This is a genomic window from Wolbachia endosymbiont (group A) of Longitarsus flavicornis (genome assembly GCF_963931955.1).
GTDB lineage: Bacteria > Pseudomonadota > Alphaproteobacteria > Rickettsiales > Anaplasmataceae > Wolbachia.
The window spans coordinates 1,007,175-1,032,959 of the sequence record NZ_OZ008337.1 but is presented as its reverse complement, the minus strand read 5'-3'; the positions used below and the strand labels follow the sequence as shown (position 1 = coordinate 1,032,959).

The window sequence follows — 25,785 nt, the reverse complement described above, 5'->3', positions numbered from 1 at the left end:
ATTTATACTATGAAGTTACGAAATGAGATCCCAGTGTCACGCACTGGGATGACAAAGTGTGCTTCTGTCATCCTATGATAGCTCTAAAAAACCTAGATCCCAGTGTCAGCTACTCGGATGACAGGGGAGGTTGCACCATAAGGTGAACCAGTGTCAGCTACTTAGATGATACCTTTTTTCTACTTAGTTTGGGTTATGCAAGAAGTCTATTGCATTCCTGAGCTATTTGATTCATTATTCTTTTTGTAAAAAATTTTCTTAACTTTCTCTCCACTTTTTTGGGTAAGGTCAATGTTGGGTTATCCTAAACTGGCTGATTAAACTTAATATGGTGAACATATATAATGAAATTGTCAGTAGCATAATGCACATCTTGAACCAATTGACATATCCACCACTAAAAATTATCAGAAGATACATACCACCGTTCAACGGATTAGATTTATCTATAATGATATTGCTAATAGCAATTCGCTTTGTACAATATACAATGAATTACTACTTTTAAGTAGATGCTAAAAAGATATCTAAAAGCAGCAGTATATCTCTCACTCTTAATATATATATATATATCAGTTTTTAGCTACAACTATAAAGATCCTTCTTTAAACACAGCTACAAATGAGGAAGTGACAAATTTAGGTGGAATAGTAAGTTCATATTTAGCTGATATATTGGTTCAATTTCTTGGATTAACTAGTGTTACAATAGCTACAACCATAGTTTACTTGTTGATCTTCAGGCCATCAAAAAGGCTGCTAAAAATTCTCTATTTAATATTAATCAATTTAGGGATATGTGCTATACTACCACAACTTTCGCTAGGCATCACTGCAAGGTACAGACACAGTGGAATAATAGGGAATGCACTAATTAATAACTGCCCGTTTTATATATTTGTGATAGTAACATCAATAGGTCTTGTAGGATCTGTTGGTTGGAAGAGAACAATTTACTCTATATTTTTCCTATTCAAAAAAATAGCTTGCTTATTTATAAATGTTCCATTCTTCAGATCACATAAAACTACTGAGTATTCAATTGCACCATTAGTAGTAGAAGAAAAACATAGAACTAAAATCACTACTAAACAACAACCAAAAGAAAGACAGAAAAAAGCTACCGAGGAGGTTTTAAGTGAGTTTAAGTTTCCAAGTATCCATTTACTTTCTAAAGCAGAAGAGTCTTTGCAGAGAAAACAGCTAAATGAAATGGAGAGCAATAAAAATTTATCTCTGCTGGAACAAGTCCTGAGTGATTTTGGCGTGCAAGGAAAAATTATCAGTGTATGCTATGGGCCGGTTGTGACTTTGTACAAACTTGAACCACAAGCTGGCACGAAATCTGCAAGAGTAATTGGCCTTGCAGATGACATTGCACGTTCGATGAGTGCACTCTCTGCACGTATTTCAATAATTCGTGGGCAAAATGCTATGGGAATAGAGTTGCCGAACAAGGAACGAGAAATTGTAATGCTGCGTGATTTGCTTGAATCACCAGAATACCAGAATGCAAACTTAAATCTTCCAATTGCGCTTGGCAAAGAAATAAGTGGAAAACCAGTTATTGCAGATCTAACTAAAATGCCCCACTTGCTCGTTGCTGGAACCACAGGGTCTGGTAAATCAGTTGCGATTAACACTATGATTCTTTCACTCGTTTATCGATTAAGTCCTGACGAATGCAAGATGATAATGATCGACCCCAAAATGCTTGAGCTTTCAATATATGATGCAATACCACATCTAATAACGCCAGTAGTAACAGAGCCAAAAAAGGCTGTAGTCGCTCTTAAGTGGATAGTGAAAGAAATGGAAAACCGCTATCGCATGATGTCGTATTTGAATGTACGCAATGTTATAAACTATAATCAAAAAATCATAGAAGCGATGAATAGTGGGATAGAATTAGAACGTGTTGTACAGATTGGCTTTAACTCAACAACAGGCAAACCTCTGTTTGAAAAAATGCCAATCAAAATGGAAACATTTCCATATATTGTAGTGATCGTGGATGAAATGGCAGATTTGATGCTTGTTGCCGGCAAAGAGATAGAGTGCTCTATTCAGCGTTTGGCGCAAATGGCCAGAGCTGCAGGAATACATATCATAATGGCAACACAACGTCCATCTGTGGATGTGATAACAGGTGTGATAAAAGCAAACTTTCCAACAAGAATCAGTTTTGCTGTTACTTCTAAGATAGATAGCCGCACAATACTTGGCGAACAAGGGGCTGAACAATTGCTCGGCATGGGTGATATGCTCTATATGGCCTCTGGTGGTAAGATTATTCGGATTCACGGCCCATTTGTGAGCGATGATGAGGTGCAAGATATAGTTGATCATCTGAAAATGCAAGGTGAGCCAAATTACATGGAGGAAATTACCAAGGAAGATGAAAATTCTTCTGTGGAATCAGAAGGTGAAACAGAGGATGAAGAAAACGACCTTTACAACCAAGCAGTGGCCATCATTCAAAGAGATCAAAAAGTTTCAACCAGTTACATTCAAAGGCAGCTTAGAATAGGCTATAACAGAGCAGCAAACATCGTTGAAAGAATGGAAAAGGAAGGTATTGTCAGCGCTCCAAATTACTCAGGGAAAAGAGAGATATTAGTAGAATAACAGGGCTTCTGAGAACGTTCATGCGCGTTAAGTTAGGCCATAGATGGGTATCTTAAAATTTGCTGCAAATGCAACTTTCTTGGCTATCTTTTACAAAGTTAAAAGTTGTCTTCCTTAAAAATATAATTGAATAATTGTTAATAATAGTGTATAATTATTAATATTTTCAAGCATTCTTGCCATGGCTCTTTCTAAATTTCTCGATCCAAAGTTAGATTTAACATTTAAGAAAATCTTTGGTACTGAAAAAAATAAGAATATTCTTATCCATTTTTTAAATGATATTTTAGGATGTACTGAAGTCAATACTATACAAGAAGTAGAATTCTTAAGCACCATTATGGACCCTGAAATTGCCTCTGATAGACAAAGTATAGTTGATGTTCTTTGCAGGGATTCTAGTGGGTCAAGATATATAATTGAGATGCAGCTCGCTCGCGACAAGGGCTTTGAAAAGCGCGCACAACTCTATGCTGCTAAGGCTTACTCAAGGCAGGCTGATAAAAATTACATTAATTTAAAGAAGGTTTTCTTCATTGCTATTTCCAATGGTATGCTATTCCCTGAAGAGGTTGAGTATATTTCTACTCACAATATACGTGATATAAAAACCAACGGCCATTACTTAAAAGATTTTCAATTTGTCTTTATAGAATTACCTAAATTTTCAAAAAGCAGAGTGGAGGAACTAGAAAGCACAATAGAAAGGTGGTGCTTCTTTTTTAAGCATGCAGAAGAAACGACAGATGAAGATCTAAAGAAAATTGCAGAGGAATCACCAATAATAAAGCTAGCATACGATGAATTAGACAAGTTTCACTGGAGTGAAAAAGATCTCCTAGCTTATGAAGAAAGAGTGATGGATCTACAGAAAGAAGAAGCTATCCTTGAATACAGACTTGATCTTGCTGAAGAGAAAGGTGTACGGAAAGGAAAAATTGAAGTCGTAAAAGCAATGCTAGCTAATAATGTTGATGTCAACACTATTGTTAAGTTTACTGGCCTCTCCATGAGTGAGATCAAAGAATTGCAGAATTAAGTGTGAATGGTTACAAAAATACAATAAGCATTTTTCTTCATGTATTTCGTAAGTACCTTAATTTAAGTTTTCGCACTTTCAAAAAGCAAGTCAAACAAAATTATTAAAAGGTCAATACATAATGACAGTTAATTTAATAATAATTTAAACATTGGGAATGTAAAATTATAATATATTAATTAACTAGGGGGTTAAAAATGGGTATAACTAAATTTGTGTTCGGTTTTGACAAATCAGATGTAACAGCACTGCAGGAAAGCCAATTAGGTGATGCTACGCAATTCCAAAAAATATCTAATCTGTTAGGAGAATTTCAAAAAAGTCAAAAAATCGATGCTGAGCAGTTTGAAAAAGTTTTTGGTGCATTAAAAGAATGGCAAGAAGCTCAAAAGATAGATGCTGAGCAGTTTGAAAAAGTTTTTAGTGCATTAGAAGACAAGATTGGTACTGAGCAGTTTCAAGCTATGCAAGAGCACTTAAACGGCCTGCAAGAAAAAGTGGAAACACTTGCAGAGGCAGTAGCAGATCAAGAAAAAACACTACTAATTTGTACCATAGCCACTGCTGTTGCCGTAATAGCGATAACTAGTTTTGTTGCATTCTGCATCTATCAGGGAGTTAAGCTTGAGAGGGAGAAAGAAAAGAACTCGCTTGATCAAGATACACCAGACGCAAAACTTAATAATGTGAATACCGATGATACTAAAGGACTACGGAAAGCTGCAAACATGTAGCTGAATAACACTCTTCTTGAGGAGGTGTTACGCAACTTGTAGCACCTTACTCTTCTCTTAGCCTATGTAGGTTTTTTGATAGTAAACATATCACTTTTTAGAAAAATATTTGTATTGTAAAGTTAGTAAAGATTCTGGTTTACTTAAAGTTTGTTAATTGCTATCTTTTAAAACACGATATTTACTATAGCACTATATGCTTAGGATTTTTTCTAAAGTTTTGTTTATATTAATGTTTTTGGTTTCTAGCTTTTTTACTGTGCATAGTGCTGAAGCTAAATCTAAGCTCAGTAAGAGATACATACCTCCTGGTAACCCTGGTGGTGCAAGCTTTCATACAGATGAGGATTTTGCTGAGTCATATAAACTGTATGAGAAGCGTATGGAATTGCTCAAGAAAAAAAAGTTACAAGATCGAGCTATAAATAAAGAAGATCTAATCAAAAAATTAAAAGAGAAAAAAATTGCTAGTCTTGATAATGAGCCAAATGACGTGGAAGCTTGCATAGTCGACGATGAAGAGAGCGCTATGATAAATCAGCATGGTATTAATATCGCACGTTTAAGGGGTGCTGTATTTATAGATCAAGAGCCAGTTTTCCAGTATGAAAATAAGCAGCATGAAAGTGAACAACAAGAAGGAAAAAAAATTACTTCAACACGAGAAAAAAAAGTTTCTCCTATGAATATCACTATAAAAGAAACTCCATCAAGAAGAACGTGCTCACGTGATTCTATTGCTAATTTGGATAACGTAGATGCTTATAGTTTGAATGGTTCGAGTTCATTTGGCAGCGTAGCTGACACAGTAAAATAGTATCACAATATTGGCCATTAATAATATGCTAGATAAAGACCTGATATTGAATGATGATGCATATGAATTATCGCCGATTTCCAGGCACAAAACTCATGTTGTAGAAGTTGGAAAAGTAAAGATAGGTGGAAATAATCCTATAGTTGTACAATCTATGGCGCTTGGCGTGCATATAGATTCTGATAATATAAAAAGTAGCGCAAAACATTATGCAAAAGAGATAACAGAACTAGCACGTGCAGGTTCAGAGTTAGTACGGATTGCTTTGAATTCAGAGGAAGTAGCAAGGGCAATACCTTATATAGTAGAAGAGATAAATAAAGAAGGCTTTGACGGTAAAATATTGGTAGGCTGTGGTCAGTATGAGCTAGATAAATTAGTTCAAGATTATCCAGACAACATCAAAATGCTGGGTAAAATTAGAATCAATCCAGGCAATATAGGCTTTGGCGACAAACGTGATGAGAAGTTTGAAAGGGTGATAGAGTATGCAATAATGCACGATCTTCCGGTTAGAATTGGAGTAAATTGGGGTAGTCTTGATAAATACCTTTTGCAAAAATTGATGGATGAAAACTCTTCGCTTAGTAATTCAAGGCCTTCTGACGTTATACTGCGCAAAGCACTTGTGATGTCCGCTCTTGATAGTGCAAAAAAAGCTGAAGAAATTGGTCTAAATTCAAACAAAATAATCATTTCATGTAAAGTTAGCAAAGTACAAGATTTAATTTTAGTTTATATGGCACTTGCAAAATCTTCCAATTATGCGCTGCATTTGGGTTTAACTGAGGCTGGTATGGGCAATAAAGGTGTGGTAAATACCGCAGCAGGGCTTACTTATTTATTGCAAAATGGCATTGGAGATACAATACGGGCTTCTTTGACTCAACGTCCTGGTGAATCGCGTACTAATGAAGTGGTGGTGTGTCAGGAAATATTGCAGTCTATAGGCTTGCAATACTTTAACCCTCAGGTTAATTCATGTCCTGGTTGTGGGCGCACGAGTAGCGATCGTTTTCGTATATTAACTGAAGAGGTGAATGGCTATATAAAAACTCATATACCGATATGGAAGAAAAAAAATCCAGGTGTAGAGCATATGAGCATTGCTGTCATGGGATGCATAGTAAACGGTCCTGGAGAAAGCAAACACGCAAATTTGGGAATCAGCTTACCTGGATATGGAGAAAAACCTGTTTCAGCAGTCTACAAAGACGGCAAATATTTCAAAACTTTACAAGGTGATAATGTCTCTGAAGAATTTAAGGCAATTATTGATAATTATGTGAAGGAGCATTACACGTAACCTTTCACGGTTAATTAATAGATAAATCGCAAATAAAAAAGAAAATTAAACCTTGTTTTTCTTTTTTCGTTATTAATACATTTATAACACAATTGAGTTTAAATAATTGGTATGAAAAGCTTTTTACTTATTTTACTATTAATTCTATTTCCACTTTTAGCATCATCTATAAGCATTGAAGAAAATTGCGATTACGAATATTACCCTAAATTAGATGATGATGCTGCTGCTGAATTATACATTATAAAGCGAAATTATTATAGATACGGGGAGAAATTAAAAATATTAGCAGATGAGAGGATAAAGGAGATCACTTTAGGCACTAGTGATAAATTGTATTAAACAAGACTTGACCTGACACTTTAAAAAAGTAAGTTAAAAATAAAGGAGTGTTAGATATGAGTACAATACAGACAAAAATATTAAAACCAAAGCTAGAGAACTAGCAAAACAACTAGGAAATGTGTCTCAAGCATGCAAAGTGATGGGATACTCAAGAGATACATTTTATCGCTTTAAGGAGTTATATGAAAATGGAGGAGAAGAAGCATTTTGCTTTTCAGAAAAATATTAGTAGCATTAAACAACAGTCTGATATTAGTTTTGACTACCTCAATTCTTCTGTCAGCTAATTCATCACTGTCAGATTAAGTCTTGTCTTTTACATGCACCAAAATTACAACTTTATCACTAGACTTCTTTCAAAATTGTTAGAGGGAGTGTAAGATGAAGTATTTGAAAGCATGAAATATAAGGAAATAGAAAAGTTAGAAGGAGAAAAGTTTCGACGTTTAACAGGGGTAAAAAAAGCAACATTTGAGCGAATGGTAGAAATTCTAGAAGTGGAGGATAAAAGAAAAAAAGCTAGAAGTGGAAGAAAAAGTAAACTTTGCATAGAAGACAGGCTACTTATGGCACTGGAATATATAAGAGAATATCGTACATATTTTCATATTGGGCAAAGCTATGGCATGAGTGAAAGTAACAGTTTTAAAATAATAAGATAGGTAGAAGACATATTAATAAAACATCCAGATTTTGCATTACCAGGAAAAAAAGAGCTATTAAAGAGTGATGTAGAATATGAAGTTTTAGTAATAGACGGAACTGAAACGCCAGTAGAGAGACCAAAAAAAAGCAAAAGCCCTTCTACTCTGGAAAGAAAAAAAGGCATACTATAAAAACACAAATAGTAACAGAGAAGAAGAGTAAAAAAGTCATATGCACATCTTTCTCGAATGGTAGAAAACACGATTTTCGGATGTTTAGAGAATCAAAGGTAGCAATATTACCGGACACCAAAATCTTAGCTGATGCCGGCTACAGGGGAATGCAGAAGATACACAAAAATGTTGTATTACCGCACAGGAAAATGAAAAAGAATCCGTTAAGCAAAGAACAAAAAAAAGAGAACAGGGCACTTATGAGCCAAAGGGCAATTGTTGAAAACGTAATTGGCTTATTGAAAAGGTTTAAAATCATCTCGGACAGGTATAGAAACCGACGAAAACGTTTTGGTTTAAGGTTTAATTTGATTGCTGCAATTCACAATTTTGAGCTCCATACATGAATTTTGAAAGAAGTCTATTGATAACCTTGCAAAGTATATTGTGAACCTTGATCACTATGTAATAGTAGATTTTTGGCAGGTTTACGCTTGTAATAATAATGTAACAGGATTGTGATTCGATCTTTTAGATCCCCCTACCGTTCGTACTACATTTTTTCTAGCTAGGAGTGTACTAAGATCCCTACCCAATCAATCCAATTGACAGCTAGCTCATTATAGTCTTGCGACTTTGACTTAATATACAATCCATACCCTTCTTGATGGCTTTGCCTTTTCTCTTATATTTAAAGAATTTGCTAATAGCAATCTTTCCTTTTTATTAAGATTAGACTTTCCATCAATACCTGCAGTCTTTTTCCCTCTGTTATCCTGAGTTACCCTCCTAACAGCGAGCATTCTTGCACTTGTTGATTTTAGTAATAATCTCTGAAGTTTATGCATCTTCTTGATATCATTACATTTAGAAGCTCGGTAAATTCGTTTTTGTAGCTTAAATGAAGATTTCTCCAGCTTACGCCAGGGAGTTTCATTCCATTCATACCTAACATTTTGTTGGCTCATGACATATTCACTACTATTCACAACTTTACCTTCCAAACTACAGTGTTTACTTCTGCATATCCCAAATATTACTTTAGGCATTAGCTTCTTAAACAATCCCTCCACATAGAAGCATTCAGTGGGCCACCTTCTTAGTTATCCTTTTTAAACAAAGGATAATAAGAGCTTCCATGTGGTTACTCCGTTCCATGAAATCGTTTCACGTTAGCTCCGACCCACGGTGTGTGTTATACCAAAAAAAGAAACTTCATTATCATAATCATTTATACACCTGGAAGTTTTTGGATATAATTTTTCAGGAGTGCTTTTGCAGTTATGATCCACTAAGTCAATGGTGCTTTAAGTGCCCGTGCGTTAGCATGGTTTTGGATAGGAACGGTTGAACCATTGGTGGTATATAACCCCGATTAGAAGAGTGTATTATTTAACCGTTCCAAGCTGAAGCACTTCTCTATTATAAATTATAAAGAGGAAATTAACATGAAAAAAGTAAAAAAGAAAAAAATGAAAGGTGAGTTAAAAATGATTAATCCTGATGCAGCAGGAATTGATATTGGTTCGGAAGTACATTATGCATGTGTACCTGAAGGAAGGAGTAAGCAAAGAATTCAAAAGTTTGGGTGTTTTACAGAAGATCTGCATAATTTAGCAAAATGGTTGAAAGAATGTGGAATCAAAACAGTATCTATGGAATCAACAGGAGTATACTGGATTCCTCCGTTTCAGGTACTAGAGTCTTATGGATTTGACGTAATATTGGTGAATGCACGACATGTAAAAAATGTTCCTGGTAGAAAATCAGACGTCCAAGATTGCCAATGGTTGCAACAATTACATAGCTATGGGCTACTTCAAGGATCATTCAGGCCAGATGATCAAATCTGTGTGTTACGCAGTTACATTAGACAACGAGAAAGCCTGATTAGAACTGCAGCTATACATATTAATCGTATGCAAAAAGCATTGTCTCAAATGAACCTTCAATTACATAAGGTAATAAGTGATATTACTGGTACAACTGGTATGCGAATTATCAAGGCCATAATTGAAGGAGAGAGTAACCCTGATAAATTGGCTGAGTTGAAAGACTATAGGATAAAAAGTAATAAGTCTACTATTGCAAAAGCATTAACAGGTGACTATAGGGAGGAGCACTTATTTACACTAAAGCAAGAATTTAAGTTATATAATGTATATCAAGAAGAAATAGCAGAATGTGATAAAGCTATTGAATGCTATTATAAAAAATTTGAAACAAAACCTGACGAAAACAAACAGTGTAGTAAAGCAAAAAATAAATCTACAAAAAACAAGCCGAACTTTGCATTACATGGGGAATTGTATCGAGTGATAGGTGTTGATTTTACGGGAATTCCTGGACTTGATGTATTAACTATACAAACTATTATTTCAGAAGTTGGTATGAATCCTAATAAATGGCCAACAGAAAAACATTTTTCTTCATGGTTAGGGTTGAGTCCTGCTAATAGAATAACAGGTGAGAAAGTAATAGGAACAAGAACTCGTAGAGTAATTAATCGCGCTGCAGATGCGTTTAGAATGGCAGCTAATTCTGCATTAAACAGTAAAAGTGCACTTGGTGCATACGGCAGGGGATTAAAAAAACGATTGGGCACTCCTAAAGCTATTACCGCTACAGCAAGAAAAATAGCATGCACTTTTTACAATATGCTAAAGTTTGGGAAAGAGTATGTGGAAAGAGGTATAGAATATTATGAAAAACGCTATAAAGAGAAAATTATAAAAAATTTGATCAAAAAAGCAAAGGAATTTGGTTATGTTATGATGGAGAAAGATCTGATTATGAAGGAAGTTTCTTAGAAGACTTAAAGCACTAGAGACAAAAGTAGCTCAAGATTTTAACTGAAGAACAACTTGCAGCTTTAGAAAAAGTGAAAGAACAAAGGGAAGCTCATGGTGAAATTGAGACGCAACATCCAGGTTATTTGGGTTCTCAAGATACCTATTATGTGGGCAATATCAGATCCCGCTACTTGTTAGCGGCTAAGAGATACCGCGGCGGTATGACGTACAGTGCTTAGAAGCTGTTATTTTGCTATAAATGGCTGTAATGGCATCATCTATTTTATTGCTATCACAGCCTGTTTGTGCAAGTTCAGCATTCCCACTACAGTTTTTTTCAACTGCTATTGATACTAGTTCTTTTGCACTAATTTTATTAGCTAAGTCTTTACTTACTTTAATAATCAAGACTGTTTTATCTTTTTCTGTTGCCGTGAAAGCTATTATCGTTTTTGGTTTTTGTTGCTGCAAAACAAACTCTCTTATTATATTCGCTGGAATATTGGTAAAAGCATGACTTACAAAATTTATTCCATTTATTTCAGTACTTTTTATGCTCTCTGCGCTTATAAGTTTTTTATATAAATTTTTTATTTTAGCTTCAGATTCTTTGCGCTCTTGATTTAAAATATTTAATCGGTTTATTATTTCACTTACTGGCGCTTTTACAAATTCTGCAACTTTTTTTAAGTTAATTTCATTATCACGTACATAATTGATTGCTTCCTGACCAGTTAAAGCTTCAATTCTCCTCACTCCAAAAGCAACAGAACTCTCTGTTACTATCTTAAACAAACCAATTTCTCCAGTATGTTCAACGTGTGTGCCACCACACAGTTCCCTTGAATCTCCAATCTTCACTACTCTTACTTGGTTGCCATATTTTTCACCAAATAACGCCATAGCTCCTTCGTCTATTGCCTGATTCATGCTCTGAATTTTTGTAGACGTAGAAAGGTTTTCTCTGATTAGAGAGTTTACCATATCTTCTACTAAGAATAGCTGATCCTGAGTAACTTGAGTGTTATGACTAAAGTCAAATCGTAACTTATCCGGTGCAACTAGGGAACCTTTTTGAGTGACATGATCACCCAAGATTTTTCTTAATACAAAGTGCAAAAGGTGTGTAGCTGAATGATTTCTCCTTAAGGTTTGCCTTCTTTCCTTATCTATGCTTGCTGTAACTGTGTCACCTTTACAAATTGAACCGAATTTAACTATGCATCTGTGCAAACATAGGTCATTAACCTTATTGGTATTTTCCACTGTGATTACACCTAGGTCTTGTGTCATTCCAGCGCGTGACGCTGGCCCAACTGAGATGACAATAAAACTTCCAGTATCTCCCACCTGTCCACCTGACTCGCCATAAAAAGGTGTTTTATCAAGTATAATGGTTATCTTTTCTCCCTCCTTTGCAGAATCAATTACTTCATTTTTAGAGGAAACTATAGCTAGTATTTTCGCATCATTTACTTCATTGAACTCATAACCAACAAATTTTGTTTTGCCAAATTTATCGATCAAATCAAACCATACTTGCTCAACAGATTTTTCACCAGATCCAGCCCATTTAGCACGTGCTCTCTCTTTTTGTTCTCCCATTGCATCATCAAAACCCTTCTGGTCAAAATTTATTTTTTTCTCTTTTAAAATATCAAGTGTAATATCCAAAGGAAATCCATAAGTATCATATAGCTTAAACGCTAATTCTCCAGGCAGAGTGTCACCTGGTTTTAAATCTGCAGTGAATTTTTCCAATAGACTAATGCCTTTCATCAAAGTGTCTTTAAAGTTTTCTTCCTCTGATTTTAACGTCGTTTCTATTAAGCTTTTAGCTCTGATCAATTCAGGATAAATATCCCCCATATAAGCCGAACTCGTGCTATCTATCAGCACCGGAAAAACGCGATGGAGTAGGGAATCATTATATCCAAGCAGGTGGATATAACGCGCGGCTCTCCTAATTAATCTGCGTAATACGTAATTCCTACCCTCATTTCCAGGGAGTACCCCCTCTGCGATGAGAAATGCAGCCGCGCGAAGATGATCTGCTACGATCTTATGCGCTATTTTATTTTCTGTTCTTCCACAATACTCTTGAGATTTATTTATCAGAGCAGAAAATAGATCAATATCATAGTTATCATGGACGTTTTGCATAACAGCCGCTATTCTTTCAATGCCCATTCCAGTATCGATGCATTTTTTTGGCAATTTGTGTAAATTACCTTCTTCATCTTTGTTAAACTCCATGAATACCAGATTCCAGATTTCAACAATTCTATCGCCCTCTTGTAAATTAGGACTCCCATGGTCATAAAAAATTTCAGAACATGGACCGCACGGACCAGTGCTTCCCATACTCCAAAAGTTATCATCCGTTGCAATTCTTATGATTTTATCACTTGAAAAGCCACTTATCTTACGCCAAATCTCGTACGCCTCATCATCAGTATGGTAGACGGTTATGGATAGTCTGTTTTTATCGAGGGACAACTCCTTAGTGATAAATTTCCACGCGAATTCTATCGCGGTTTCTTTAAAGTAATCACCGAAGCTAAAATTTCCGAGCATTTCAAAAAATGTGTGATGCCGAGTTGTATAGCCAACATTTTCAAGATCGTTGTGTTTACCACCTGCTCTTAGGCACTTTTGACTTGAAACAGCACGCTTCATTTCAGTTTTTTGAGCACCAGTAAAAATATTTTTAAACTGCACCATACCAGCATTTGTGAACATGAGCGTTGGGTCATGCTCTGGAATCAAAGGAGAAGAAGAAACCTGCTTGTGGTCATTACTTACGAAAAATTTTATAAATCTTTTTCTGATTTCGTTTAGCTTCATCGTTTTTACTGAGGTTATCTATGCATAATAAGCTGCAATGGAAATAAAATCAATTCATCAATTTAAATATTGATATATATTATTTAGTATAATATATATAATTCTTATATAAAAATTTTAATAAAAATTATAGACTAAAATAATTTATCCATCATATATGTAGTAATATTTGTTAATTCAAATAATATTTTATTAATTAATTTAAGGAGTATAGAATGCCCAGAGGGTCATTACAAATGAATCAGCTTCAAAAGTTTTATAATTCAATTACAAACAATGGAGTAGAAATTAAAGTTACATCTCGATCTGATAATTATATGTCCTTTCAGGTTAAAGGAAGTTATAATAGTGCCGTTGAGTTCTTTGCTATTAAGCACAGCAATGGTAATGGTCGTCTTTCCGCAGTGGAAAACTATCGTGATATTATAGGACTTGGATCATATGGCTGGGTAAAAAAAGAAAATGGTTCTCATTATAAACAAAGCACAGATTTATGTTCCTTCAAACAAGGAAGTGAAGGTTATAAATTATTAACCAATGTATTTAACAACATAAAAAAACTTGAAATCTGGACATACTATGATGGTAAAGAATTCTGTAATGAGACATTCTCACCTTTTATCAAAGCACTTCGTGACCTGAACAGTCAAAAAACCACTGAAGGTACTAGCACTGCTGGTAGCACAACAACAAAATCATCTAATTTTAACCAATTGAGAGGATCTACTACTGAAGTGGTTGATTATCAGATGAAAGAAGATAGCGAATATGTAACTATGGAACCAGCTCCTTTAAAAAAACAAGAGCCAGAATTATTTGATTTTGCATCAAGCAAAGCAACTACCAAAGAGATCAACGACGTAATAGAGGAAATAATAAGATCAAATGCTAGTGATGGAATTACACCTGAAGATATAAGTAGTGTTTCCCGTTTTGATCACAAGTCAAAAGAAGTATTAGAACGTCCTATATTTAATAGTACGGATGTGGAAGGGCCTAAATTACCGGAAATAAATGGAGGACAATATATAAGAATATCAGCAGCAGGGGTTGCTGGTGGTATATTGGGAATGTTAGTTTTAGGGGCTGTTGGAGGATTAGGATATTTGATATGGCACAGAAAAAATAGGGAAGGTAGCTATGATATTGAAAAAGCACAGAGAGGCAATGGTGAGACGGAAAGCCTTTCTGAGAACAAGGAAAGAGAATCTTTGCTCAGCAAAGTAAGCAATGCCACATCAGTAGCGCATCTATCTTCTCAAATTAGCACCGAATATTAGCGCTTGTCCAAACTAGGGGATGTTTTTTAAACATCCCCAAAATTCACATACAGGATTCTTTAATAAATCAATAGAATTGTATATCCTGTTTTAATATTTCCTTTACTAAATCCACAACTTTTTCATTTAATAATTTTGGTGTTAATGCTACCCTAAACCAACTAGCTATATTTACCTTGTATAATCTTGTTTCCCATATTGTTTATTCTATAAATAGGAATCGGTACAAGAACTTCTAGTGGCATGCACCTTGTGGTAAGAAAAAATCAATATATTCACGATAAATTCACCTCATATCTGTATTTTATATGTGGAAATTAGAATGGAAATTTATGTAGGCAAAGAAAAAAGAATAGCAAATGTGGTGACTCAACACTGGAGTGACATAAAAGGATCAGACAGAGATTGGCCAGAAAGGCATGAAATAGACACTGCAGAAATAATGGAGTCATGGCAGCATTGTTTTATCATTGAAGTCAAGGATCAAGGTTATATTTGTGAAAATGCAGGAGAAAAGGCTGTTGAATTCTATGGTTTTGAAAACAAGACGCGCATTGATAATAAGTATGCAATTGATGCACCATTTTTGCGACTATATAAAATAGATGCAGTTATTGATAAACTTGATACTGTAATAGAGAGTAAATGTCCAATCAACGAAGAGGAAGAAAGTGAAAGTGTTAAAATGAGGCAAGTATTGTTGCCACTTGGGAATAAAGAAGGTATAACACATATATTGGGCGTAATTACTTTTAAACTCCTTTGATATACAATTTTAATTTGATTCTTTAATAAAATTATTTATACTACTACTTAATTACTATTAAAGAACTCAATAGTAATGCTTGTAAATTTGTTTAGAATATGAAGAAAATAAAATTAAAAACCAAATCCTCTGTCAAAAAGCGCTTTCACCTTACAGCTAAGGGTAAAGTCATTTCTACTCAGTCAGGCAAAAGGCATGGCATGGTAAAGAGAAGTAAATCTAATATTCGTAATCAGCGCGGTACAACGATTCTTGGTAAATCTGACTCGCGTATAGTTAAGCTTTATATGCCTTATGGTATTTAATAAAATGGAGGTAAAATAAAATGGCTCGGGTAAAACGTGGAGTCACTACTCACGCTCGTCATAAAAAAATATTGAAACTGGCAAAGGGTTATAGAGGGCGCGCAAAAAGTTGTTATAGAATTGCATTACAAAGAGTTGAAAAAGCACTGCAATATGCTTATAGAGACAGAAGAAATCGTAAACGTGATTTTCGTGGTTTATGGATAATACGTATTAATGCAGCAGTAAGAGAGCATGGGCTTACTTATGGTAGGTTTATGCATGGTCTTACACTTGCCGGCATTGATTTAAATAGAAAGATTCTTGCTGAGATGGCCGTTAATTATAAGGATGATTTTGCCAAATTAGTAGAAGCTGTAAGTGGTAAATTAGCAGAGAATTCTTAAAGCAAAGACACCATGAGAATTATTTTCATGGGGTCACCAGAATTCGCTGTTAGTACGCTAAACTTACTATTGAAATCACAGAATAAAATAGTAGCAGTATACACCAAGGCTCCAAAACCTTCAGGGCGTGGACAGAAGCCAACGAAATCTCCAGTACATGTTATCGCTGAAGAAAGTAACATAGAGGTATGTACTCCTATCTCTCTAAAGTTTTCGGCAGAGCAGGAAAAATTTAGAAATTTCAAACCAGACGTTGCAGTTGTAGCTGCGTATGGATTGATACTCCCAAGAGAAATTTTGAATATTCCAAAATGTGGTTGTATTAATATTCATCCTTCATTATTACCGAGGTGGCGCGGTGCAGCTCCGATACAGCACACAATTTTAGCAAGAGACCAAGAAACCGGGGTTAGCATTATGCAATTGGATGAAGGATTAGATTCCGGCCCTATTTTAAAACAGGAAAAATTTCTTATCGAAAAGAACGATAATTACAAGACATTGCATGATAAATTATCTAAGCTAGGCAGTGATTTACTGCTGAAAGTGCTAAACGAAATTGAAAAACAGCTTCCCTTAAAACAGAACGATAATGATGCATGTTACGCTGACAAAGTGGAAGACTATAAAATTTATGCAAGTGATGCTTGTGAAGTTGCTTATAGAAAGGTTAAAGCGTTTTACCCAAAAGCGTTTATCAAGATAGAGAATAAACGTATCAGGATACTTGATGCTGACTTTGAAGCTTTCGCTTCAGAACAAGGTGAGATTGTTAACGATAATATGCACATAAGTTTAAAAGGTGGCACTTTAATTCCTAAAGTTGTACAAATGGAAGGAAGAAATCCTTGCAGTATTGAAGATTTTATTCGTGGCTTAAAATCAAGCATGGTAAAAAAATTTATAGAATGACTACTTTGAAGGGAAGGTTAGGAGGGCTAAAGCAACTTCTACAATTTGGTATTCCGCTGCTTGTTAGCGGAATCTACAACAAGATACCGCGTTTTGGTGTACGAACATTGCAATTTGCAGGTAATTTGAGTAGTAGATGGTGTCATTCCAGTCTGGAATCCAGTTTCTATTGTACAGCCACCTGGTGTGCTCATTTAAAGTGAAGTTTTCTGGATCCCAGACTGGGATGACATCTTTCTTGGTCTCTTGTATCACAATGTTCGTACAGTTGTGGATACCGCGGCGGTATGACGTAGTAGCTATATATAGACAAATTCCTTTTTCTTAGATATAATTTTAAAAAACTTTCCATATAAAAATGAAAATAAAAAGAGCTTTAATATCAGTATACGATAAAACGAATATAATTGATCTTGCATCGTTTTTAACGCAGCAACAAATAGAAATTCTTTCAACGGGCAATACTTATAAAGTGCTATCTAGTGCAGGAATAAAAACACAAGAGGTCTCAGATTACACACAATTTCCAGAGATACTGGGTGGTAGAGTGAAAACTTTACACCCTAAAATTCATGGAGGAATACTTTATGATCGAGAAAAGCACAAAAAGGAAGTGCAAGATCTAGAAATTGAGCCAATAGACCTGCTTATAACTAACCTATACCCATTTTGGGAGACAGTAAGTAGCAGCTCAAATGAAGAGCAAATTATAGAACAAATTGATATCGGCGGAGTGGCGTTAATTAGAGCTGCAGCAAAAAACTTTCGTTTTACTTCAGTTATTTCTAGCATTCAAGACTATGAAGCACTAAAAGCTGAGATGATAAAAAATAACAATAAAACAACATTGGAATATAGAAAACATTTAGCAACCAAAGCATTTGCTCTCACTGCACACTATGATTCTAATATTCACAGTTGGTTTTTATCACAGAGTAAAAATAATGAGTTGCCAGAGTTTTTCGCTCTGTACGGGCATAAAGTGCAAGAACTCAGGTATGGTGAAAATCCCCATCAAAAAGCTGCATTTTATAGTAATCAATTTACCAAATATCCGTTGGAAAAAATACATGGAAAAGAGTTGAGTTATAATAATATAGTAGATATAGAATCCGCACTTAACATAACTTCTGAATTCGAAGAACCTGCAGCAGTGATAATCAAGCACAATAACCCGTGTGGCGCTGCTGTTGGTGATAATGCTTTGGAGGCATATGAAAAGGCCCTATCGTGTGATGAAGTAAGCAGTTTTGGTGGTATAGTTGCCTTAAATCGGGAGGTAGATTTAAAGCTAGCAGAAAAATTAAACGAGATATTTTTAGAAGTTGTGATAACACCATCAGTAAACAATGAGGCGCTAAAAATTTTACAAAGAAAGAAAAATTTAAGAGTGATTATTCATAAATCTTTTCAACAAAATGTGAAATACCAAACTAAAAATGTTATTGGTGGGTTTTTGGTGCAAGAAAATAATGACCACACAATAAAAGCAGAACAAGTAACAGAATGCACTGCAACAGACAAAGAAAAAAAAGATCTTATTTTTGCCTGGAAAATATGTAAGCATGTGAAATCCAACGCAATAGTTATAGCAAAAGATGGTTGTGCTATTGGCATCGGTGCAGGACAAACAAGCAGAATAGATAGTGTTAACATTGCAGTGAAAAAAGCAGGTGAAAAATGTAAAGGTGCGGTGCTTGCTTCAGATGCATTTTTTCCATTCCCAGATAGCATAGTAGAAAGTGCAAAACATGGAATTACAGCTATAATTCAGCCTGGTGGCTCGCTGAAAGATCAAGATGTGATAAAAGCTGCAAATGAAAATAAAATTGCTATGTTTTTCACTGGCGTTCGCAGTTTCTTTCATTAGGCTTGTATCTCATGTCAATGTACACTTTTTCGCGCATTTAACATTGCTTTGATCATAATTGTATACAAAAACCGTTTACAATCAGCGCTCAATATGATAAATTAAAGACGGTTTATTCCTCGGTAGCTCAGTGGTAGAGCAGTTGGCTGTTAACCAATTGGTCGCTGGTTCGAATCCGGCCCGGGGAGCTCTTCTCTGTTGAATTCTAGTGTTGATTTTATATGGGCATTAAATCAGTCGTTTTATGTATACTAGATGGCTGGGGAAATGGAGTAGAAAGCAGTAAATACAATGCTATCAGCAACGCAAATCCACCCTGTTGGCAATATATTAGCTCTAATTATCCAAAATGCAGTTTATCCGCCTGTGGAACTGATGTGGGGTTACCTGGTGGTCAAATAGGTAACTCAGAAGTTGGCCATATGAATATTGGCAGTGGTAGAGTGGTAATACAAAGCCTTCAGCGCATTAATCAAGAGATTGGAACAATAGAAAACAATGTAAATCTACAAAGTTTTATTAATGATCTAAAAAGTAAGAATGGAGTATGCCATATAATGGGATTGGTGTCCGATGGTGGTGTTCATTCGCATCAAAAGCATATTTCAACTTTAGCAAATAAAATATCACAGCATGGAATAAAAGTGGTGATACATGCATTTTTAGATGGCAGAGACACATTGCCAAATTCAGGAAAAAAATGCATTCAAGAATTTACAAAGAGTATAAAGGGAAATGACACAAGAATTGCTACTGTTTCTGGGCGTTACTATGCTATGGACCGTGATAATCGGTGGGAGAGAACAATCGAAGCTTATGAGGCTATCGCATTTGCAAAGGCACCTTGTCATGATAATGCAGTATCGTTGATTGATGAAAATTATCAAAATAACATAACTGATGAGTTTATTAGGCCCGCAGTAATAGGTGACTATCAAGGTATAAAACCAGAAGATGGAGTGCTGTTGGCTAACTTTCGTGCTGATCGAATGATACAATTAGCAAGTATTTTGCTTGGCAAAACAGATTACGCTAAGGTAGCAAAATTCTCTTCAATTTTAAGTATGATGAAGTATAAAGAAGATCTCAAAATTCCTTATATTTTTCCTCCTACTTCTTTCGCTGATACTCTAGGACAAACAATAGAAGACAATAAATTACGACAATTACGTATCGCCGAAACCGAGAAATACGCTCATGTGACTTTCTTTTTCAATTGTGGAAAAGAAGAACCTTTCTCTGGTGAAGAAAGAATACTCATTCCCTCACCAAAAGTTCAAACTTACGATTTGCAGCCCGAAATGTCAGCCTTCGAGCTCACAGAAAAGCTTGTAGAAAAAATTCACTCCCAAGAATTCGCACTGATAGTTGTAAATTACGCTAATCCTGATATGGTAGGGCATACAGGTAATATAAAAGCAGCCGAGAAAGCTGTGCTAGCTGTAGATGATTGTCTTGCAAAAGTGCTGAGTGCTGTTAAAAAGTCAAGCAACACCGCGTTAATTGTCACTGCAGACCATGGTAATGTGGAATGTATGTTCGATGAAGAAAATAATACACCTCATACAGCACACACTCTAAATAAAGTGCCATTTATTGTGTCTTGCAATAATCTAAAACTAAGAGACGGAAGGTTATCTGACATTGCCCCTACTATTTTACAGCTACTTGGAATTAAGAAACCGGATGAAATGACAGGCAGTTCGTTGATTTCTTGCATTACCCTCTGTCATTCCAGCTAGAATTGACCTTACCCAGATGGTATGAATAGTTATTGCTTGGTTGGAAGCATGAGAAGATAATAGACTTCTTTCAAAATTGTTAGAGGGAGTGTAAGATGAAGTATTTGAAAGCATGAAATATAAGGAAATAGAAAAGTTAGAAGGAGAAAAGTTTCGACGTTTAACAGGGGTAAAAAAAGCAACATTTGAGCGAATGGTAGAAATTCTAGAAGTGGAGGATAAAAGAAAAAAAGCTAGAAGTGGAAGAAAAAGTAAACTTTGCATAGAAGACAGGCTACTTATGGCACTGGAATATATAAGAGAATATCGTACATATTTTCATATTGGGCAAAGCTATGGCATGAGTGAAAGTAACAGTTTTAAAATAATAAGATAGGTAGAAGACATATTAATAAAACATCCAGATTTTGCATTACCAGGAAAAAAAGAGCTATTAAAGAGTGATGTAGAATATGAAGTTTTAGTAATAGACGGAACTGAAACGCCAGTAGAGAGACCAAAAAAAAGCAAAAGCCCTTCTACTCTGGAAAGAAAAAAAGGCATACTATAAAAACACAAATAGTAACAGAGAAGAAGAGTAAAAAAGTCATATGCACATCTTTCTCGAATGGTAGAAAACACGATTTTCGGATGTTTAGAGAATCAAAGGTAGCAATATTACCGGACACCAAAATCTTAGCTGATGCCGGCTACAGGGGAATGCAGAAGATACACAAAAATGTTGTATTACCGCACAGGAAAATGAAAAAGAATCCGTTAAGCAAAGAACAAAAAAAAGAGAACAGGGCACTTATGAGCCAAAGGGCAATTGTTGAAAACGTAATTGGCTTATTGAAAAGGTTTAAAATCATCTCGGACAGGTATAGAAACCGACGAAAACGTTTTGGTTTAAGGTTTAATTTGATTGCTGCAATTCACAATTTTGAGCTCCATACATGAATTTTGAAAGAAGTCTATTGACTTTAAGCGCACTTTAGCCTATACAATTTCAATATCTTAAGCTGTCAAATATGCCCGATCTAAAGACAATGATGTTAAATTTTGGACCTCAACACCCAGCTGCACATGGAGTGTTGCGTCTTGTTTTAGAGATGGATGGCGAAGTGATTGAAAGAGCTGATCCTCACATTGGGCTTTTGCACCGTGGCACTGAAAAATTAATAGAACACAAAACGTATCTTCAAGCTTTGCCTTATTTTGATCGTCTTGATTATGTATCACCAATGTCACAAGAGCATGCATATTCACTATGTGTGGAGAAATTGTTGCAATGTAAAGTACCAATTAGGGCAAAATACTTGCGTGTTTTATTTTGTGAATTGACGAGAATACTAAATCATTTACTGAATGTCTCTTCTCAAGCACTTGATGTTGGAGCAATGACTCCTCTTTTATGGCTCTTTGAAGAAAGAGAAAAAATATTGGAATTTTACGAAAGAGCTTCAGGTGCAAGATTTCACGCAGCTTACATAAGGCCAGGTGGAATTGCAGCAGATATTCCAGAAGGCTTGATTGAGGATATTGCAAAGTTTATAGAGCAATTTCCAAAGTATATAGACGATGTTGATGAGCTTTTAACAGAAAATAGGATATGGAAGCAACGCACCGTAGGAATCAGTGAAATATCAGTAGCGCAAGCACTTGATTGGGGCTTTAGTGGACCAATGCTACGTGCTGCTGGGCTTGCTTGGGATTTGCGAAAAAGCCAGCCATATGAGATATATGATCAACTGGATTTTGATATACCTATTGGCCAAAATGGCGATTGTTATGACCGTTATCTAGTTAGAATGGCAGAGATTAGACAGTCTATTAGTTTGGTTAAGCAATGTATAGAGAAGATGCCTGGAGGCCCAATAAAAACTGAAGATAGAAAAATTTCTCCACCGCCAAGAGCGGAGATGAAAAAATCTATGGAAGCTCTGATCCACCATTTTAAACTTTACTCAGAAGGATATCATGTACCAGAAGGTGAGACTTATGCTGCTGTTGAGGCACCAAAAGGCGAGTTTGGAGTATATATAGTTTCAGATGGTACCAATAGACCTTATAGATGCCGAATAAGAGCACCTGGCTTCGCACATTTACAAGCCTTAGATTTCATGGCAAAAGGACATATGCTTGCTGATATTGCAGCAATTATTGGCTCACTCGATATAGTTTTTGGTGAGATTGATAGGTAACTCAACTGATGATCTTCTATCAAAAATTGTACAAATTCATTGCCATTCCTTTAATTCAGCGTCCTCTATCTTTATAGCCTTATTTTCTGCTTTTAAACTTTCATTCTCTTTTTCCAAGTTTACCTTATTTGCCGCTCTCCTAAACAGATACCCTAAACTTGCCAATCTTTACATTTGTAACCGTTTATTGTTTTGCACCCCAGTCTTTTTCAAATATTGCTAGCCCTTGGTCAGTAAGCGGGTGGTTAATTAATTGTTTAAGTACTTTTGCTGGAACAGTAATTGAATCAGCACCAATCCTTGCAGCTTCTATTACATGTGCTGGGCTTCTCACTGATGCAACAAGAACTTTAGTATCAAACCCGTAATTAGAATATATAGTGCATATATCTTCTATGAGCGATAAGCCATCATAGCTTATATCATCAAGACGACCAACAAAGGGAGAAATAAAACAAGCACCGGCCTTAGCGGCAAGCAGTGCTTGTCCAGGAGAAAAACATAATGTGATATTAACAGGTATTTTATGCTCTGTCCACAACTTTTTACAAGAAATTAATCCTTCATATGTAAGGGGCAATTTTACCACAACATTATCAGCGATTTTCGCTAACTTAAGGCCTTCTTTAACCATCTCTTCATGGCTATCTGCAACAACTTCAACACTAACAGGCCCCTTGATAATAGAGCATATTTCACGCACTAAATCCTCGTATTTATCTTTACGCCCGGACTTTGCTATTAAAGAAGGATTAGTTGTTATGCCGTCAATGAACTCCTTTAGTTCTTTAATTTCATTTAAATCAACGCTATCAAGAAAAATTTCCATATTAATCTCCCATAAAAAAAATACCCTTGCAAAATCTTGTCATCCAAACGCCCTCCTCTTGTCATTCCAGTACTTTTTTTTCATGTCATTCCAGTGCTTGACACTGGAATCCAGCCTATTTCATCATAGAAATTGTTTTTGACATATGTTCCTAGAATCCCCTGCCAATTGCATAATTTACAAATATTTTTACACCTAGATCCCAGTGTCACGCACTGGGATGACAAAGGTGAGCACTGGAATGACAGGGAAGAGAATACTGGATGACAGAAAAAAAAGCACTTGGATGACAAAAGTTGGGCTACTCGGATGACAAGACCGACTTTTTGCCTAAAATAACTAAGAAAGAAATTTCTCATCAAGATAACTTAAATATATACTAATTCTCTTATTTTTAAACGATCTCTCATCATGAATCAAATGATCAAAAAACTGAATTTGACTTGTTATAATGCTACAATTATTATTTGCAACTTCTAATACGCCACTATCAATTACAACCTTCTTTTCTGTTTGGTTACTCATTTTAACAGTAATCATACCAGGCAATAAATAAATTAAGTAAGGAGCATGGTGAGCTAAAATCATAAGCTCCCCTTCGAGCCCAGTTACTGAAAGAGAAACCACTCCACTGAATGAAATTTGATCATCAGGAGAGAAAAATTGCACTTTAAAAGTATTCATAATCTTTAACTTTTACTTAGCTTCAGTTTGTATTAATTCAGCCTTTTTTATTGCTTCATCTATATTCCCCACCATATAAAAAGCGGCCTCTGGTAAGTGATCATATTTGCCTTCAACAATCCCTTTAAAACTGGAAACAGTATCAGAAAGTGAAACAAATTTACCAGGCATGCCAGTAAATATTTCTGCAACGTGAAAAGGTTGAGAAAGAAATTTCTGAATCTTACGAGCCCTATCAACAATAATTTTATCTTCATCAGATAGCTCATCCATACCAAGTATTGCGATAATATCTTGCAGTGATTTATAAGTTTGCAATATACGTTTCACCTCAGAAGCTACCTTATAATGTTCTTCACCAATGATTTCAGCAGATAAAGACTGAGAAGTTGAATCAAGTGGATCAACAGCAGGGTATATTCCCATTTCAGCTATTTGCCTTGATAACACTGTGGTGGCATCAAGATGAGAGAATGTAGTTGCTGGAGCTGGATCAGTTAAATCGTCCGCAGGAACATATATAGCTTGCACAGAAGTAATAGAACCAGAAGTTGTTGAAGCTATTCTTTCTTGCATTGCACCCATATCAGTTGCAAGGGTTGGCTGATAACCAACAGCTGACGGTATTCTTCCAAGTAAAGCAGAAATTTCAGAACCAGCTTGTGTAAAACGGAAGATATTATCTACAAAAAATAGAACATCTTGATTTTCCTTATCACGGAAATATTCTGCCATAGTAAGTGCTGTTAAAGCAACTCTAGCCCTTGCTCCAGGAGGCTCATTCATCTGACCATAAACCAAAACAGCTTGAGATTTTTCATGCTCATTTATATTTATTACATTTGAAGTGATCATCTCGTGATAAAGATCGTTACCTTCACGCGTTCTCTCCCCTACCCCGGCAAACACAGAAAATCCTTTATGAGCTTTTGCTATATTATTAATTAATTCCATTATCAGGACTGTTTTACCAACACCGGCTCCACCAAATAAGCCAATTTTTCCTCCTTTAAGATAAGGTGCAAGAAGATCTATAACTTTTATTCCCGTAACTAAAACTTCTTCCTGTATTCTCTGTTCAGTAAAACTTGGAGGTGCTCTGTGTATAGGCTCTAAGTTATATTTTCCCTTCAGTGGACCACACTCATCTATAAGCTCTCCAACAACATTAAAAATCCTTCCTAAAGTTGAACGCCCAATTGGCACCGATATTGGTGCACCTGTATCAACAAATTCATCCCCCCTTGACATACCATCTGTGCTATCCATAGCAATACAACGAACTATATTGTCACCTATATGCTGCGAAACTTCTAAAACCAGCTCCTTATCCTTATATTTTAGTTTGCTTTTTAAAGCATTAAATATTTTAGGCAATTCACCTTCAAATTTTATATCAACAACTGCTTGAGTTACCTTAATCGCTCTACCTATATTCATCTCTTTATTTTTATCACCTAACACTATAATTCCATAAAAGAACTTCTAAAGAAAATAAATTTT

22 protein-coding genes, 1 tRNA gene and 5 pseudogenes are annotated in these 25,785 nt (G+C 35.5%); 21 read left to right on the top strand and 7 right to left on the bottom strand.

The annotated features are described in order from the left end of the window. Positions 1 to 301: 301 nt before the first annotated feature. The 9 genes and pseudogenes from AABM58_RS05135 to AABM58_RS05095 all read left to right on the top strand — a co-directional run bounded on the left by AABM58_RS05135 (position 302) and on the right by AABM58_RS05095 (position 8,093). Positions 302 to 508 carry a YggT family protein gene (locus AABM58_RS05135; RefSeq protein WP_338406906.1) on the top strand — a complete coding sequence of 69 codons (207 nt, stop codon included), beginning with the start codon at positions 302 to 304 and terminating at the stop codon, positions 506 to 508. Between the two features lie 4 nt (positions 509 to 512). Further along, positions 513 to 2,627 carry an FtsK/SpoIIIE family DNA translocase gene (locus tag AABM58_RS05130; protein WP_338406573.1) on the top strand — a complete coding sequence of 705 codons (2,115 nt, stop codon included), beginning with the start codon at positions 513 to 515 and terminating at the stop codon, positions 2,625 to 2,627. Positions 2,628 to 2,808: 181 nt separating this feature from the next. Further along, positions 2,809 to 3,666, top strand: a complete 858-nt coding sequence (locus AABM58_RS05125; RefSeq protein ID WP_338406572.1) for an Rpn family recombination-promoting nuclease/putative transposase — start codon at positions 2,809 to 2,811, stop codon at positions 3,664 to 3,666. Between the two features lie 197 nt (positions 3,667 to 3,863). Beyond that, positions 3,864 to 4,400, top strand: a complete 537-nt coding sequence (locus AABM58_RS05120; RefSeq protein ID WP_338406571.1) for a hypothetical protein — start codon at positions 3,864 to 3,866, stop codon at positions 4,398 to 4,400. 196 nt (positions 4,401 to 4,596) lie between these two features. After that, a complete protein-coding gene (locus AABM58_RS05115; protein ID WP_338406570.1) occupies positions 4,597 to 5,217 on the top strand; it encodes a TRP75-related protein in 621 nt (206 codons plus the stop codon). A 25-nt stretch (positions 5,218 to 5,242) separates the two neighbouring features. Further along, positions 5,243 to 6,523 carry a flavodoxin-dependent (E)-4-hydroxy-3-methylbut-2-enyl-diphosphate synthase gene (gene ispG / locus AABM58_RS05110; protein WP_338406569.1) on the top strand — a complete coding sequence of 427 codons (1,281 nt, stop codon included), beginning with the start codon at positions 5,243 to 5,245 and terminating at the stop codon, positions 6,521 to 6,523. A gap of 111 nt (positions 6,524 to 6,634) precedes the next feature. Further along, complete coding sequence (locus AABM58_RS05105) at positions 6,635 to 6,865, top strand: hypothetical protein (RefSeq protein WP_338406568.1); 231 nt, start codon at positions 6,635 to 6,637, stop codon at positions 6,863 to 6,865. A gap of 79 nt (positions 6,866 to 6,944) precedes the next feature. Then, positions 6,945 to 7,073: pseudogene (locus AABM58_RS07880) on the top strand (helix-turn-helix domain-containing protein); the annotation flags it as partial. 193 nt (positions 7,074 to 7,266) lie between these two features. Beyond that, a pseudogene (locus AABM58_RS05095) lies at positions 7,267 to 8,093 on the top strand (IS5 family transposase). Positions 8,094 to 8,327: 234 nt separating this feature from the next. Here AABM58_RS05095 and AABM58_RS05090 read toward each other — a convergent pair. Then, the gene (locus AABM58_RS05090; protein ID WP_338406567.1) at positions 8,328 to 8,750 is read right to left on the bottom strand and encodes a reverse transcriptase N-terminal domain-containing protein; all 423 of its coding nucleotides are present in this window, start codon (positions 8,748 to 8,750) and stop codon (positions 8,328 to 8,330) included. Between the two features lie 408 nt (positions 8,751 to 9,158). Between AABM58_RS05090 and AABM58_RS05085 the strand changes: the two genes are divergently transcribed. After that, positions 9,159 to 10,496 carry an IS110 family RNA-guided transposase gene (locus AABM58_RS05085; RefSeq protein ID WP_338406905.1) on the top strand — a complete coding sequence of 446 codons (1,338 nt, stop codon included), beginning with the start codon at positions 9,159 to 9,161 and terminating at the stop codon, positions 10,494 to 10,496. Continuing rightward, positions 10,489 to 10,660 (top strand): annotated as a pseudogene (locus AABM58_RS05080) (IS481 family transposase); the annotation flags it as partial. The gene AABM58_RS05085 and the pseudogene AABM58_RS05080, both read left to right, overlap by 8 nt. A 19-nt stretch (positions 10,661 to 10,679) precedes the next feature. On the opposite strand, the gene alaS reads toward AABM58_RS05080, so the two are convergent. Then, the gene (gene alaS / locus AABM58_RS05075; RefSeq protein ID WP_338406566.1) at positions 10,680 to 13,325 is read right to left on the bottom strand and encodes an alanine--tRNA ligase; all 2,646 of its coding nucleotides are present in this window, start codon (positions 13,323 to 13,325) and stop codon (positions 10,680 to 10,682) included. Between the two features lie 236 nt (positions 13,326 to 13,561). Here alaS and AABM58_RS05070 point away from each other — a divergent pair, with 236 nt between their 5' ends. The 5 genes from AABM58_RS05070 (at position 13,562) to fmt (ending at position 16,974) form a co-directional block, all read left to right on the top strand. After that, entirely contained in the window at positions 13,562 to 14,605 is a 1,044-nt protein-coding gene (locus AABM58_RS05070; RefSeq protein ID WP_338406565.1) for a hypothetical protein, read from the top strand. Positions 14,606 to 14,927: 322 nt separating this feature from the next. Then, positions 14,928 to 15,371 carry a PAS domain-containing protein gene (locus AABM58_RS05065; protein ID WP_338406564.1) on the top strand — a complete coding sequence of 148 codons (444 nt, stop codon included), beginning with the start codon at positions 14,928 to 14,930 and terminating at the stop codon, positions 15,369 to 15,371. A gap of 98 nt (positions 15,372 to 15,469) precedes the next feature. Then, positions 15,470 to 15,676, top strand: a complete 207-nt coding sequence (gene rpmI / locus AABM58_RS05060; protein WP_015589253.1) for a 50S ribosomal protein L35 — start codon at positions 15,470 to 15,472, stop codon at positions 15,674 to 15,676. A 20-nt stretch (positions 15,677 to 15,696) separates the two neighbouring features. Further along, positions 15,697 to 16,062, top strand: a complete 366-nt coding sequence (gene rplT, locus AABM58_RS05055) for a 50S ribosomal protein L20 (RefSeq protein WP_015589254.1) — start codon at positions 15,697 to 15,699, stop codon at positions 16,060 to 16,062. 12 nt (positions 16,063 to 16,074) lie between these two features. After that, on the top strand, positions 16,075 to 16,974 hold the full coding sequence (gene fmt, locus AABM58_RS05050) for a methionyl-tRNA formyltransferase (RefSeq protein WP_338406563.1): 900 nt from the start codon (positions 16,075 to 16,077) through the stop codon (positions 16,972 to 16,974). Positions 16,975 to 17,060: 86 nt separating this feature from the next. On the opposite strand, the pseudogene AABM58_RS07940 reads toward fmt, so the two are convergent. Continuing rightward, positions 17,061 to 17,190: pseudogene (locus tag AABM58_RS07940) on the bottom strand (WPE palindromic element domain-containing protein); the annotation flags it as partial. Between the two features lie 142 nt (positions 17,191 to 17,332). Here AABM58_RS07940 and purH point away from each other — a divergent pair. From purH to AABM58_RS05020, 5 genes and pseudogenes are all read left to right on the top strand, one after another. Next, positions 17,333 to 18,844 carry a bifunctional phosphoribosylaminoimidazolecarboxamide formyltransferase/IMP cyclohydrolase gene (gene purH / locus AABM58_RS05040; RefSeq protein WP_338406561.1) on the top strand — a complete coding sequence of 504 codons (1,512 nt, stop codon included), beginning with the start codon at positions 17,333 to 17,335 and terminating at the stop codon, positions 18,842 to 18,844. Between the two features lie 116 nt (positions 18,845 to 18,960). Then, positions 18,961 to 19,032 (top strand) — tRNA-Asn (locus AABM58_RS05035). A 33-nt stretch (positions 19,033 to 19,065) separates the two neighbouring features. Beyond that, a complete protein-coding gene (gene gpmI, locus AABM58_RS05030; protein ID WP_338406560.1) occupies positions 19,066 to 20,586 on the top strand; it encodes a 2,3-bisphosphoglycerate-independent phosphoglycerate mutase in 1,521 nt (506 codons plus the stop codon). Between the two features lie 112 nt (positions 20,587 to 20,698). After that, a pseudogene (locus AABM58_RS05025) lies at positions 20,699 to 21,525 on the top strand (IS5 family transposase). A 71-nt stretch (positions 21,526 to 21,596) separates the two neighbouring features. Continuing rightward, positions 21,597 to 22,769 (top strand): NADH-quinone oxidoreductase subunit D, encoded by a 1,173-nt coding sequence (locus AABM58_RS05020; protein ID WP_338406559.1) that lies wholly within the window; start codon positions 21,597 to 21,599, stop codon positions 22,767 to 22,769. 184 nt (positions 22,770 to 22,953) lie between these two features. On the opposite strand, the gene fsa is transcribed toward AABM58_RS05020, so the two are convergent. From fsa to atpD, 4 genes are all read right to left on the bottom strand, one after another. Further along, positions 22,954 to 23,598 carry a fructose-6-phosphate aldolase gene (gene fsa, locus AABM58_RS05015; protein WP_338406558.1) on the bottom strand — a complete coding sequence of 215 codons (645 nt, stop codon included), beginning with the start codon at positions 23,596 to 23,598 and terminating at the stop codon, positions 22,954 to 22,956. Between the two features lie 80 nt (positions 23,599 to 23,678). Then, on the bottom strand, positions 23,679 to 23,957 hold the full coding sequence (locus tag AABM58_RS05010) for a hypothetical protein (protein WP_338406557.1): 279 nt from the start codon (positions 23,955 to 23,957) through the stop codon (positions 23,679 to 23,681). Continuing rightward, positions 23,938 to 24,282, bottom strand: coding sequence for a FoF1 ATP synthase subunit delta/epsilon (locus AABM58_RS05005; protein ID WP_338406556.1), 345 nt, complete (start codon positions 24,280 to 24,282; stop codon positions 23,938 to 23,940). The genes AABM58_RS05010 and AABM58_RS05005 overlap by 20 nt, the downstream gene beginning before the upstream one ends. Before the next feature lie 12 nt (positions 24,283 to 24,294). Beyond that, positions 24,295 to 25,722 carry a F0F1 ATP synthase subunit beta gene (gene atpD / locus AABM58_RS05000; RefSeq protein ID WP_338406904.1) on the bottom strand — a complete coding sequence of 476 codons (1,428 nt, stop codon included), beginning with the start codon at positions 25,720 to 25,722 and terminating at the stop codon, positions 24,295 to 24,297. Between the last annotated feature and the right edge of the window lie 63 nt (positions 25,723 to 25,785).